This is a genomic window from Mycobacterium sp., assembly GCF_035499775.1.
Classification (GTDB): Bacteria; Actinomycetota; Actinomycetes; order Mycobacteriales; family Mycobacteriaceae; genus Mycobacterium.
Genome location: NZ_DATJYB010000502.1, coordinates 1 through 12722 on the forward strand (window position 1 = coordinate 1; position 12722 = coordinate 12722).

At 66.9% G+C, this 12722-nt stretch carries 13 protein-coding genes; 5 read left to right on the top strand and 8 right to left on the bottom strand.

The window, feature by feature from the left end:
• The 3 genes from gndA to VML93_RS30785 all read right to left on the bottom strand — a co-directional run.
• Window positions 1–800: NADP-dependent phosphogluconate dehydrogenase (gene gndA / locus VML93_RS30775; RefSeq protein ID WP_325616392.1), on the bottom strand; the 800-nt coding region annotated here is incomplete at its 3' end.
• A 114-nt stretch (window positions 801–914) separates the two neighbouring features.
• Complete coding sequence (locus tag VML93_RS30780) at window positions 915–1865, bottom strand: M56 family metallopeptidase (protein WP_325616393.1); 951 nt, start codon at window positions 1863–1865, stop codon at window positions 915–917.
• Window positions 1866–1869: 4 nt separating this feature from the next.
• Window positions 1870–2295 (bottom strand): BlaI/MecI/CopY family transcriptional regulator, encoded by a 426-nt coding sequence (locus VML93_RS30785; RefSeq protein ID WP_325616395.1) that lies wholly within the window; start codon window positions 2293–2295, stop codon window positions 1870–1872.
• Between the two features lie 390 nt (window positions 2296–2685).
• Between VML93_RS30785 and VML93_RS30790 the strand changes: the two genes are divergently transcribed.
• Complete coding sequence (locus tag VML93_RS30790) at window positions 2686–3114, top strand: PaaI family thioesterase (protein WP_325616397.1); 429 nt, start codon at window positions 2686–2688, stop codon at window positions 3112–3114.
• Between the two features lie 8 nt (window positions 3115–3122).
• On the opposite strand, the gene VML93_RS30795 is transcribed toward VML93_RS30790, so the two are convergent.
• The 5 genes from VML93_RS30795 to VML93_RS30815 form a co-directional block, all read right to left on the bottom strand.
• Window positions 3123–4667, bottom strand: coding sequence for an arylsulfatase (locus VML93_RS30795; RefSeq protein ID WP_325616399.1), 1545 nt, complete (start codon window positions 4665–4667; stop codon window positions 3123–3125).
• A 15-nt stretch (window positions 4668–4682) separates the two neighbouring features.
• On the bottom strand, window positions 4683–5204 hold the full coding sequence (locus VML93_RS30800; protein ID WP_325616401.1) for a helix-turn-helix domain-containing protein: 522 nt from the start codon (window positions 5202–5204) through the stop codon (window positions 4683–4685).
• A gap of 150 nt (window positions 5205–5354) precedes the next feature.
• A complete protein-coding gene (locus VML93_RS30805; RefSeq protein WP_325616403.1) occupies window positions 5355–6743 on the bottom strand; it encodes an NAD(P)/FAD-dependent oxidoreductase in 1389 nt (462 codons plus the stop codon).
• Between the two features lie 141 nt (window positions 6744–6884).
• Window positions 6885–7802: an LLM class F420-dependent oxidoreductase gene (locus VML93_RS30810; protein WP_325616405.1), complete on the bottom strand. Its 918-nt coding sequence runs from the start codon at window positions 7800–7802 to the stop codon at window positions 6885–6887.
• 51 nt (window positions 7803–7853) lie between these two features.
• A complete protein-coding gene (locus VML93_RS30815; RefSeq protein ID WP_325616407.1) occupies window positions 7854–8531 on the bottom strand; it encodes an SDR family oxidoreductase in 678 nt (225 codons plus the stop codon).
• A 203-nt stretch (window positions 8532–8734) separates the two neighbouring features.
• Here VML93_RS30815 and modA point away from each other — a divergent pair, with 203 nt between their 5' ends.
• The 4 genes from modA (at window position 8735) to VML93_RS30835 (ending at window position 12576) form a co-directional block, all read left to right on the top strand.
• Complete coding sequence (gene modA / locus VML93_RS30820; RefSeq protein WP_325616409.1) at window positions 8735–9490, top strand: molybdate ABC transporter substrate-binding protein; 756 nt, start codon at window positions 8735–8737, stop codon at window positions 9488–9490.
• A gap of 9 nt (window positions 9491–9499) precedes the next feature.
• Window positions 9500–10294: an ABC transporter permease gene (locus tag VML93_RS30825; protein WP_325616411.1), complete on the top strand. Its 795-nt coding sequence runs from the start codon at window positions 9500–9502 to the stop codon at window positions 10292–10294.
• Window positions 10295–10301: 7 nt separating this feature from the next.
• Window positions 10302–11435 carry a sulfate/molybdate ABC transporter ATP-binding protein gene (locus VML93_RS30830; RefSeq protein ID WP_325616413.1) on the top strand — a complete coding sequence of 378 codons (1134 nt, stop codon included), beginning with the start codon at window positions 10302–10304 and terminating at the stop codon, window positions 11433–11435.
• Between the two features lie 88 nt (window positions 11436–11523).
• A complete protein-coding gene (locus tag VML93_RS30835) occupies window positions 11524–12576 on the top strand; it encodes an APA family fibronectin-binding glycoprotein (protein ID WP_325616414.1) in 1053 nt (350 codons plus the stop codon).
• Window positions 12577–12722 lie beyond the last annotated feature (146 nt).

A 12722-nucleotide genomic window follows, 5' to 3' on the forward strand; every position in this document is an offset into this window, starting at 1 on the left:
TCGTCGAGGATCACGTCGACCAGCGGCTTTCCCGTCTTGGCGTCGGTCTGGCGCAGCACCTCGGCGGTGATCTCGATCAGGTAGCTGTCCAGGTCGCCCTTGTTCCATTCGGCGAAGACGTCGGCGATCTCGGGTGCGGTCTTGCCGAGGCCGTCGCGCAGCAGCTGGTAGGCCTCGCCGATCAGCTGCATATCGGAATACTCGATGCCGTTGTGGACCATCTTCACGAAGTGGCCGGAGCCGTCGGGGCCGATGTGGGTGCAGCACGGCACACCGTCGACGTGCGCGGAGATCTCTTCGAGCAGCGGACCCAGCGACTTGTACGACTCGGCCGGGCCGCCGGGCATGATCGACGGCCCGTTCAGCGCGCCCTCCTCGCCGCCGGAGATGCCGGCGCCGACGAAGTGCAGGCCCCGCTCGCGCATCGCCTTCTCCCGACGGATGGTGTCGGTGTACAGCGCGTTGCCGCCGTCGATGATGATGTCGCCTTCTTCCATCGCGTCGGCGAGTTCGTTGATGACGGCGTCGGTGGGGTCACCGGCTTTGACCATGATGATCACCCGGCGAGGCTTTTCCAGTGCCGCAAGGAATTCGGGGATCGTCTCACTGCGAACGAAGTTGCCTTCCGAGCGGTGCTCGTCGAGCAGTGCATCGGTCTTGGCGATGGACCGGTTGTGCAGCGCCACGGTGTAGCCGTGGTGAGCGAAATTGCGGGCGAGATTGGAACCCATCACGGCCAGGCCGGTGACGCCGATCTGGGCGGTGGCGGTCTTCGATTCCTGCGAATCTGGGGCACTCATGTCTTCGCCTCTCAGTTGGATGCTCAAGCTTTCTCCAAAGCTGTTCGGAAACACTGTGGCACAGCCGCCGCGCGGGCGCTCTGCGGTGTTTGGCCCCGACGCCGAACTACGACACTAAACAGTGAACAGGCGCTGCAGCTCGATGAGCCACGGCACCGCCAGCGCGATGGTGGGCACCACCAGCACGGCCGCCGCGGCCAGGTATACGGCCACCGACAGCAGCAGGCTGTTACCCCGCCCGGAGAGCCGGCGTACCCGCAGCACCGTGCTGGGACCACCCGCGGCCAGCGCACCCGACGGCGCCCGCCCGGACGCGCAGGCGACCAGCGCCCGGGCCAGGGGACCGCGTCCCGCGGCGCGCACCGCGGCGTCATCGGCCAGCAACTCGGCGAGCAGCTGCACCGAGCTCAGCGCGTTGGAGCTGCGCACCAGCCGCGGGAAGGCGGCATGCACCGCGGTGAAAGCTTCCAGGACCAAGTCGTGGCGGGCGCGCAGGTGGGCTCGCTCGTGGGTGAGGATCGCGGCCACTTCCGCGTCGTTGAGCGTGTTCAGCGTGCCTTCGCTGACCACCACCCGGCTGCGCACACCGGGCAGGCAGTAGGCGAGCGGCTGCGCGACGTCCAGGACGCGCAGGTCGCGAGTGCGGGCGCAGGGCTGGGCAAGGGCCGCATCGTGTCCGACCCCGACGAGATCGACCACCATGCGGTGGTGGGCCCGGCGCCGCCGGGTCGCGATGGCCACCCGAATCACGGCGAGCATCAACCGCACACCCACCAGCACGGTCAGCGCCAAGACGGCGATGTAGGCCGCCCACAGCGGCCAGCCCAGCCGTCCCTCGGCGTCCAGGACCCTGGCGGTGGGCCGCCCGTCCGGGCCGGGCATCAGCAGCCGGCTGGCGATCGCGATGCCGGCGCTGAATGCCGAGAACACCGCGGCCAGGGCGATGGCCTGCCACAAGACCATCGCGGCGCGCGGGGCGCGCAACGGCCACTTCGCGCGGGCTACCAGGGCCGGTATCGGACCGACCAGCAGCACCGCAAGGATGGTGAAGGCCAGCGCTGACACGCTGCTAGTCTCCCTTGTCCTCCGCCCCTGCGCCAGCAGATGGCGTATTGCGTTGATTGGCTTCCAGTTCCGCGAGTGCCCGGCGAAGTGCGTCGGCCTCGTCTGCACCTACCCGCTCGACGAAATGCACCAGCGCGGCCTGCCTGTCCCCGGAGTCCTCGGCCTGGGCGAGCGCATCAACCATGAGGCCGGCGACCAGTTCGTCGCGGCCATGCACGGGCGCGTACCTGTGGGCCCGGTCGTCGCGGATCTGCGAGACAAGATTCTTCTTGGCCAACCGTTGCAGCACTGTCATCACGGTGGTGTAGGCAAGGTCGCGTCGCGCGGACAACGCCTCGTGGACCTGGCGAACGGTTTGGGGTTCCGGGGTGGACCACAAGTGATCCATCACAGTGCGTTCCAGATCGCCCAGCCGCGTCAGCTTGGCCATAGTTCGTTTAGCTCCATCTGCGCCAATAGCATTAAATTCAGCGTACTCCGGCTTACTACCGATCGTCGTATGCCAGGCCCGGCCGCGCCACGCGTGCGACGTTGTCAGCAGGCACGCTCCGTAATTGTGTGACCCCGGTAACAACACTCACCCGAGGTCCCCAGCCCGACACGCAGCCGACATTACCCGCACAACCCTTGCAAAATTAGGGCAGCCTTGCCTATGCTGGACCTCGGTCGAGCTACCATGACCGCGGCAGAGTCCTGAGGGCTGCAGCGACCCCCGGTCTACTCGATCGGCGAGCCCCGTGCCTTGGTTGCACGGGGCTCGCCTGTTTCCTCGCCTCGATTTCGAACCCCACCAACACGGGTCCGACGATGGTGTAGACACATGAGCGTGCCCTCAGACACGACCATCCAGTCGGAATACACTTCGTCGTTCGACGGCGAGTTGGGGCTGCAGTTCACCGAGCTCACCCCCGACTGCGCCCGCGCGCAGCTGCAGGTGACGCCGAAGCTGTTACAGCCGATGGGGCTGGTGCACGGCGGGGTGTACTGCTCGATGGTCGAGAGCATGGCCAGCGTGGCCGGCTACACCTGGCTGGCCACGCGCGGCGGCGGGCACGTGGTAGGCGTCAACAACAACACGGACTTCCTGCGTTCCATCAGCTCCGGCATGGTGTACGGCGCCGCCGAACCGATCCATCGCGGTCGGCGTCAACAGCTCTGGTTGGTCACCATCACCGATGACAACGACCGAGTGGTGGCCCGAGGTCAGGTGCGGCTGCAGAACCTCGAGGCGCAGTCCAGCGACGCCTGAGCGTGTTCTCAGTCGCCCCGGGTGGCCAGGAATCGGTTGAGCTTTTCGACTGCCTTGTTGATCGTGAACGACGCAGCCCCCTGACGGGGTGGGAACTCCTCGAAGGTCTCCAGGAACTGGGTGGCGACCGCCTGCCCGTAGATGACCAGGAAGGCACGGACCAGCAGCCAATCAAAGTAGGAGTTCGACGTGAAGTCCGCCTTTTCGAACGGGTCGGTCCGCAGGTTGAACAGTTTGGGCACCCGCAGTTCCACGAACGGTTCGGCCCACACCATGAGGGTGCCGGGGCAGCGCTGCTCCATGAACACCAGCTTCCAGTTCTCCGCCCGCAGGGCCAGGACGTCGCCGTCGTCGGAGAAATACACCATGCCTCGGCGCGGGCATTTTTCGACTTCACCGGTCAAGTACGGCAGCAGGTTGTAGCCGTCGATATGAACCCTGAACTCCTTGTCGCCGGCGGTGTGACCTGACTTCAGTTTCTCGACGATGTCGGGGTCACCCGCGGCCGCCAAAAATGTGGGCAGCCAATCATGATGCTGGACAATCTCGTTGGAGACCGCGCGGGCCGGGATCTTGCCGGGCCAGCGGATCAGCTCGGGCACCCGGAAGGCGCCTTCCCAGTTGGTGTTCTTCTCACTGCGAAACGGGGTGGTACCCGCGTCGGGCCAGGAGTTCGCATGGGGGCCGTTGTCGGTGCTGTAGATCACGATGGTGTCTTCGGCGATACCCAGTTCGTCGAGGGCGTCCAGCAGCCGCCCGACGTGTTTGTCGTGGTCGATCATCGTGTCGTGATACGGCGACTGCCAGCGGCCGGCCTGTCCCAGGCTGTCCGGCTTGGTGTGCGTGTACAGATGCATGTGGGTGGTGTTCATCCACACGAAAAACGGTGTCTGCGAGTCGTGTTGGCGCTTGATGAACTCGACGCAGGCCCCGACCGTTTCGTCGTCGATGGTTTCCATGCGCTTGGCCGTCAAAGGGCCGGTGTCTTCGATGCGCTGCTTGCCGACCGGCCCGTAGCGTTCGTCGACCTCGCCGCTGTCCTCGTCGGTGGCCCAGGAATGGATGACGCCGCGCGGCAGCAGAGCGGCGCGCAGCAGCGGGGCTTCTTCCTCGGTGGGGTAGTCGGGGTTTTCCGGTTCTTCCTCGGCGTTGAGGTGATACAGGTTGCCGAAGAACTCGTCGAAGCCGTGCGCGGTGGGCAGGAACTTGTTGAGGTCCCCGAGGTGGTTTTTGCCGAACTGCCCGGTGGCATAGCCGAGCGGCTTGAGCAGCTCGGCGATGGTGGCATCCTCCGCCTGTAGGCCGATGTCGGCGCCGGGCATGCCCACCTTGCTCAGGCCAGTGCGGTACACGCTTTGTCCGGTGATGAACGACGATCGCCCCGCGGTGCAGCTCTGCTCACCGTAGGAATCGGTGAACAGCATCCCCTCGTCGGCGATCCGGTCGATGTTGGGAGTGCGGTATCCCATCATCCCGCGGCTGTAGCAGCTCAGGTTCGTAATACCGATGTCGTCACCCCAAATAACCAGAATGTTCGGTTTACCACCGGGCATGTTCGTTCTCCTCGATTAGATCTGTTTCAACCCGAAAGACCTGCCAACACACCCGTTTACCGTAGGACCCCTGAGCCGCCACCGATTGCCAAAGCCGATTATTGGCCGGCAGCCCAGGGCGAGGAGAATCCAGGCGATCAGATCGGCGGCCGCGGCGGTCAGCTCGGGTCGCGCCGCCGCGACAGCGGTTGCGAGTCGGCTGGCCGCGCCATCGATCTCTGCCCGAAGCTCGGCTTGATCCTGCGTGGGCAGATGACGCGCCTCTCGGTCCCACAGGATTCCCACGTGGCGGTTCGCGATCATCACCTCGGCCAACATCGGCAACGAGGCGGCGGGGTCGGTCAGGTCGATGTCGGGCAGCTGCCTCCTGATGGCGGCGAGCCCGTCGAACACCACCGCCTTGAGCAGCTGCTGCTTCCCCGGGAAATGCCGGTACAAGGCGGAGGCGTTCACCGCCACCGCGTCGGCGATGTCGCTCATCGAGACGTGTTCATATCCGCGGGTGCGAAACAACTCTGCTGCGGCCGCCAAAATCAATTGCCGGCGATTAGCCGGCCCGGGTACCGCGTCCGGGTCGCGAGGGCGTGGTCACGCTGATCGATCCTTCCGCTGCAGCAGCGCAGCGCCCGCCTCGACTCGCCGAATGTGGGTGATAAGGACGAAAAGCCGGTCAAAGCAGCGTGCGGGTTAGCTCGCGACTCTGTCGGTGTTTGAGCCCTGCGCCTCGGCGGCCAGCTCGGCCAGCTGTTCGAGGCGGGTTCGGGCGAAGGCCTGCTGATCGGTGATGGTCAGCTGGCCGCGCCGAGTGCTCAGGAACGTGACGGTCCAGGACAGCAGCGTGGTGATCTTGGTCTTGAACCCGACCAGGTAGACCAAGTGCAGGACCAGCCAGATCAGCCAGGCGATGAAGCCGCTGAACTCGAGCGGGCCGATCTTCGCCACCGCGGAAAACCGCGACACCGTGGCCATCGAGCCCTTGTCGAAGTACTGGAACGGCTCGCGCTGGGTGGGGTCGGCTCCCTCGAGTTCGGCTTTGATCGCCGTCGCGACGTACTTGGCGCCCTGAATGGCGCCCTGCGCGACCCCGGGCACGCCTTCGACGGCGGCCATGTCGCCGATGACGAAGACATTGGGGTGGCCGGGAATGGACAGGTCGGGCAGGACCTGGACGCGTCCGGCCCGGTCGAGCTCCGCGTCGGACTGCTCGGCGAGATCCCTGCCCAGTCGGCTGGCCTGGACACCGGCGGACCAGACCTTGCACGCCGACTCGATGCGTCGCTCGGTGCCGTCGGAATCCTTGACCGTGATGCCGTTGCGGTCCACGTCGGTGACCATCGCACCCAGCTGGATCTCGACGCCCAGCTTCTCCAGCCGTGCCGCCGCCCGCTCGCCGAGCTTCTCGCCAAACGGCGGCAGCACCGCGGGGGCGGCGTCGAGCAGGACCACCCGGGCCTTGGTCGAGTCGATGTGCCGGAACGCGCCCTTCAGGGTGTATTCCGCCAATTCGGCGATCTGCCCGGCCATTTCGACGCCCGTGGGGCCGGCGCCGACGACGACGAAGGTCAGCAGCTTCTTGCGTCGTTCCGGATCGTTGGACCGTTCGGCCTGTTCGAAGGCGCTCAGGATCCGGCCGCGCAGCTCCAGGGCATCGTCGATGGATTTCATACCCGGCGCGAATTCGGCGAAATGGTCGTTGCCGAAGTAGGACTGACCGGCGCCGGCGGCAACGATCAGGCTGTCGAACGGGGTTTCGTAGGTGTGGCCGAGCAACTCCGAGATGACGCGCTGGTTTGCCAGGTCGATGTGGGTGACGTTGCCCAGCAGCACCTGGGCATTGCGCTGCTTGCGCAGTACAACGCGGGTGGGCGGCGCGATTTCCCCCTCGGAGATGATCCCGGTGGCCACCTGGTACAGCAACGGCTGGAACAGGTGATGGGTGGTGCGGGCGATCAGTTTGATGTCGACGTCGGCGCGCTTGAGCTTCTTTGCCGCGGTGAGTCCGCCGAACCCTGACCCGATGATGACGACCTGGTGCCGACGCTTCGGTTCAGCTGGGGCTTCTTGCTGGGGACTCATGAACCGCTGCTCCTGACGAGGCTCCATTGACGTTGGACTGCAGTTAGCTGCTCCGATACTCAAGGGTAGTCAAACCGACAGCCCGAAACACAGGTGAAAAGCCTGTGTAATCAGCCACACAGGGCCGCGCGGTGTGCCCGGCTACAGGCCGACCAGCGGGCGCAGCGCCTCTGCGACCGCGCTGACCGCGCCGGGCGTGTAGAAGGGCATGTTGATGATCACGCCGCCGATGCCCGCGTCGAGCACCTTGGTCTTGATCTGCTCGGCGACCGACTCGGCGCTGCCGACCACCAGTCGCTGGGCCTGCTCAGGCGGAAGCTGGTCGGGTTTGGCGCTGTCGTCGAGCAGCACGGTGAACAGCGTGCTGGTTTCCAGCGTCGCCGGGTCGCGGCCGATCTCTTCGCACTGCTGCCGCACGACCTGCACCTTGCGGGGCAGCTGGTCGAACCCGGTGATCACATTGAGGTGATCGAAGTGCCGTGCGGCGAGCGGGATCGTCTTCTTTTCACCGCTGCCGCCGATCATCAGCGGAATGTGGTCGCGATAGCGCGGATTGGCCATCGCCTCCTTGGCGCGGTACCACTTGCCCGAGAAGGTCGGTCGCTCGCCCTTGATCATCGGCAGAATGATCTCCAGCGCCTCGTTGAGCCGGTTGAACCGATCGGTGAAAGTACCGAATTCGAACCCGAGTTGATCGTGTTCGAGTTCGAACCAGCCGGCGCCCATGCCCAGGATCGCCCGGCCCGCGCTCACCACGTCCAGCGTGGTGATCGCCTTGGCCAGCAGCGTCGGGTTCCGGTACGTGTTGCCGGTCACCAAAGTGCCCAGCTGCACGCGCTCGGTGGCGGTCGCCAGCGCGCCCAGCGCCGTATATGCCTCGAGCATCGGCTGGTCGGGCGAGCCCAACGCCGGAAGCTGGTAGAAGTGGTCCATCACGAAGACCGAGTCGAATCCAGCCGATTCGGCCTCACGCGCCTGCGCGATTACCGTGGGGAAGAGTTTCTCTACCCCGGTGCCGTAGGAGAAATTAGGAATCTGATAACCAAGCCGAATAGCCACGCTCTCAACCGTAGCGATCCGCCCGGTGGTTCACACCAGGCCCCTAGGGGCTCAGGCGAATTGAGCCAGCGCGCCGTGGCTGACGTGCAGTGTCTGGCCGGTGATGTGGCGGGCGGCAGGGGTGGTGAGGAACAGCGCCAGCCGGGCGATCTCGGCCGCCACGGACGGTGGGGTGCGCGAGAGACCGTCGTATCCGGGCTGCACGCTGCGCCCGCACGCGACGGTGTTGACCGTGATCCCGCGGGTGCCGAAGACTTCCGCCTGCCCGGTAACCCAACTCGCCAGTGTCGCCTTGATCGCGGCGTCGACGCTGCCAGCCGGTGGGTTCTCGGCCACTACGCTGACGATCGAGCCGCCGGAACGCAGGTGATCACCCACGGCCTGCACCGTCAGCACCACCGACAGCACCGTCGCGTCCAGCGCATTGCGCCACGCGTTGGCGGTGTCGGACAGCGAGTAGGCGCGGGGGTCGCCGGCCTCGCAGCGCGGCGCCGGCAGGTTGACGATGGTGTCCAGGTGATGGGGGAACAGGCCGCGGACTTCCGCAAGGCTGGCGGGGTCCATGGTGTCGCAGACGATGGCGTCCACGTCGAGTTCCTTGGCGACGACCTCGAGGTCGCCACGGCGGGCACCGACGAGGGTTACTTTGTGACCGTCGTCGCGGAAGCCTTCGGCGACGACCCGCCCAACCTCGGTGTCGCCCCCGGTGACCAGCACCTCCACTGCCATGACCTCCTCGTGTTCAACGTTGAACCCCCGGATTACCTGGGATCTCAGCGTGTTATGGCGTCGACTTCAAGTGATGTTACTGGACAGTAGCTATTTGGCGAAACTACCTGGCGCGACGACGCGCGGACAAATTGGGTAACTATTTTGCGGTGCCTTTATTGGGGCGCTCCTTGCGCGACATAGGCGCCAGATAGGTTTGGCCCATGCGTCGGATCGAGGTGCTGGCCGGGTTCGTCTCGATGGTACTGGTGGCGGGGTTGCTGGCATGCAGTCCCAAGTCACCCCCATCCTCGATCGTGGTGTCTGCCGCGGCCTCGCTGCGGCCCGCATTCACCCAGATCAGTGAGCAGTTCAAAACCGAAAATCCAGGCAGCAGTGTCGCATTCGAATTCGGGGGCTCCCAAGAGCTGGCGAACCGGCTGACCCAGGGTGCGACCGCCGACGTCTTCGCGTCGGCCGACACCGCCCAGATGGATACGGTTGCCAAGGCGGGTTTGCTGGCCGGGAACCCGACCAACTTCGCCTCCAACACCCTGGTCATCGTCACCGCCCCGGGCAACCCGAAGAAGATCGCCACCTTCGCCGACCTCGCCAAGCCGGGCTTGTCCGTGGTGATCTGCCAAAAGCCGGTGCCCTGCGGGTCGGCGACCCATCGCGTCGAAGACTCCACCGGGGTGCACCTCAATCCGGTCAGTGAGGAATCGAACGTGACCGATGTGCTCAACAAGGTCACCACCGGGCAGGCCGACGCCGCGCTGGTCTATGTGACCGACGCGCGCAGCGCCAAAGACAAGGTGGCGACCGTCAACTTCCCCGAAGCCGCCGGGGCGGTCAACGTCTATCCGATCGCGGTGCTCAAGAAGTCGGCGCAAGCCACGCTGGCGCAGAAGTTCGTCGCCGTGGTCACCTCAGAGGCCGGTCAGAAGATCCTGGCCCAATCGGGTTTCGCCAAGCCCTGACCGCCGACCGTGCACCGGCCAACGGATCTGCCGCGGTGGGTGTACATCCCCGCCGTCGTGGGGACCATGTTCGTGGTGCTGCCGCTGGTGGCGATCGCGATCAAGGTTGACTGGCTGCATTTCTGGTCGCTGATCACCAGCACCTCATCGAGGACCGCGCTGCTGCTGAGCCTGAAGACCGCCGCAGCCAGCACCGTGCTCTGCCTGCTGCTGGGGGTGCCGATGGCGCTGGTGCTGGCACGCAGCAGGGCGCGGATCGTGCGGTTGCTGCGGCCGCTGATCCTGCTGCCGCTGGTGCTGCCGCCGGTGGTCGGGGGCATCGCGTTGCTGTACGCGTTCGGCCGGCTCGGGCTGATCGGCCAGTACCTGGAGATTGCCGGGTTGAGCATCGCGTTCAGTACCACCGCCGTGGTGTTGGCACAGACGTTCGTCTCGTTGCCGTTCCTGGTGATTTCCCTGGAAGGGGCCGCCCGTACCGCCGGAACCGACTACGAGATGGTGGCGACGACGCTGGGTGCGCGGCCCAGCACGGTGTGGTGGCGCGTCACCCTGCCGCTCCTGCTGCCCGGCATCGCGTCGGGAACGGTGCTGGCGTTCGCCCGGTCACTGGGGGAGTTCGGCGCGACGCTGACCTTCGCCGGGTCCCGGGAGGGCGTCACCCGGACCCTGCCGCTGGAGATCTACCTGCAGCGGGTGACCGACGCGGACGCGGCGGTGGCGTTGTCGATCCTGCTTGTCGCGGTGGCGGCGCTGGTGGTGCTGGGTCTGGGTACTCGCCGGCTGACCGGGACGGACACGAGGTAGCCGATCGATGAGCGAGTTGCAGCTGCGTGCGGTCGTGGCGGAGCGCCACCTGGATGTCGAGTTCTCGGTGTCCGCGGGGGAGGTGCTCGCCGTGCTTGGACCCAACGGCGCGGGCAAGTCCACCGCGCTGCATGTGATCGCCGGGCTGGTTCGCCCGGACTCGGGGATGGTGCGGTTGGGGGACCGGGTGTTGACCGACATCGGGACCGGGGTGAACGTGGCGACCCACGACCGCCGGGTGGGGCTGCTGCTGCAGGACCCGTTGTTGTTCCCGCACCTCAGCGTTGCCGCCAACGTGGCCTTCGGGCCGCGCAGCCGCCACCGCAGGTTTTTCTCGGCAGGTGCTCAGCAGCGGGGCCAGGACAAGCTGACGGCGCTGCGCTGGCTGCGCGAGGTGGACGCCGAGCAGTTCGCCGACCGCAAACCGCCGCAGCTGTCGGGAGGTCAGGCCCAGCGGGTGGCGATCGCTCGCGCGTTGGCGGCCGAACCCGATGTGCTGCTGCTCGACGAGCCACTGACCGGGCTCGACGTCGCCGCGGCGGCGGCCGTCCGGGCGGTGTTGCGCAGTGTGGTCAGCCGCAGTGGCTGCGCGGTGGTGCTGATCACCCACGATTTGCTGGATGTGTTCACACTGGCCGATCGGGTACTGGTGCTGGAGTCCGGCAGGATCTCCGAAATCGGCCCGGTCGCCGAGGTGCTCGCCGCGCCGCGCAGCCGGTTCGGCGCCAGCATTGCCGGCGTCAACCTGGTCACCGGGACCATCGGCCCGGACGGCCTGTTGCACACCCCGGCCGGCGTCCACCTGCACGGCACCCCGTCCCCGGAGCCGGCCGACACGCTGGCCGAGGGGCAGGACGCGATCGCACTGTTCGCGCCCACGGCGGTTTCCGTATATCAGGACACGCCGCACGGCAGCCCGCGCAATACCGTCGAGGTGACCGTGGCGGAGCTTGACACCCGCGGATCCGACGTCGTGGTGCGCGGTCAGGAACAGGCCGACGGCGCGCCCGGCCTGGCCGCGGCAATCACCGTCGAAGCGGCCGCAGAACTGCGGCTGACGCCGGGAGAACGAGTGTGGTTCAGCATCAAAGCCCACGAAGTGGCGCTGTACCCGGCGCCGCCGCGGCGCACACACCGATAAGCACCCCGTCGGCAACATCGGGGTAACCGCATCGCATCGCCAGCAGGCCTCCCTTGCTTCACAGCCGTAACACGGTAGGTTCGTCGCCATGGATCAGGTGGACCCGAACTCAACACGCCGAAAAGGACTATGGGCGACCCTGGCGATCGCCGCGCTGAGCAGCGCCAGCGCCGTCACCATCGCGATACCCTCGAACGCCGATCCGGAGCCTGCCCCCGCGCCCCCGTCGCCCAGCGCGGTAAGTCCCGCACCGGGCGCCCCGCCGACGCCCGAGGGACAAGCTCCGCCTCCTCCGACTGACCCGAACGCGCCCCAGCCGCCACCGGCCGACCCGAACGCCGGCCGGATCGACAACGCTGTCGGGGGCTTCAGCTTCGCTCTGCCGCCCGGCTGGGTGGAGTCCGACGCATCCCACCTCGACTACGGTTCGGCGCTGCTCAGCAAGACGACCGGGCAGCCGCCGATGCCCGGACAGCCGCCACCGGTCGCCAACGACACCCGCATCGTGCTCGGCCGGCTGGACCAAAAGCTCTACGCGAGCGCCGAAGCCACTAACCAGAAGGCCGCGGTGCGGCTGGGCTCGGACATGGGCGAGTTCTTCATGCCGTATCCCGGAACCCGGATCAATCAGGACACCGCGCCGCTCAACGCCAACGGGGTTGCCGGCTTCGCGTCGTACTACGAGGTCAAGTTCGCCGACCCGGCCAAACCGAATGGCCAGATCTGGACCGGCGTCATCGGCTCGCCCGCGACGAACAATGCGCCGCCGCAACGCTGGTTCGTGGTGTGGCTCGGGACCGCGAATGACCCGGTGGACAAGAACGCGGCCAAGGCACTGGCCGAGTCGATCCGGGCTCTGGGAGCACCACCTGCCGCTCCGCCGGTTCCGGGCGCACCGCCCGCCGTTCCACCGGCGCCCGGTGCCCCGCCTGCGGCTCCACCGGCGCCCGGTGCCCCGCCCGCCGCTCCGCCCGCTCCAGGGGCACCGCCCGCCGCACCGCCGGCACCGGGCGCACCGCCCGCGGAATCGCCCTCACCGGTCCCTGGCGCACCGGCATCACCGGCGAACCAGCCGCCCGGCGCTCCCGCCGGAGAGGTCACGCCTACCCCCATGCCGACGCCGCGGACCCAGACGGCCTAAACCGGCCTGTCCAGGGCGCGACTTTGTCTCCATAGGCGCGTATACCGAAATCACGGTCCGGCGATAGGCCTGGGCCTTACCAGCGATTGCAAGGAGACCCCTCATGGACGTCATGGCAGCTACCGAATACCTGGCCCGTTCAACGA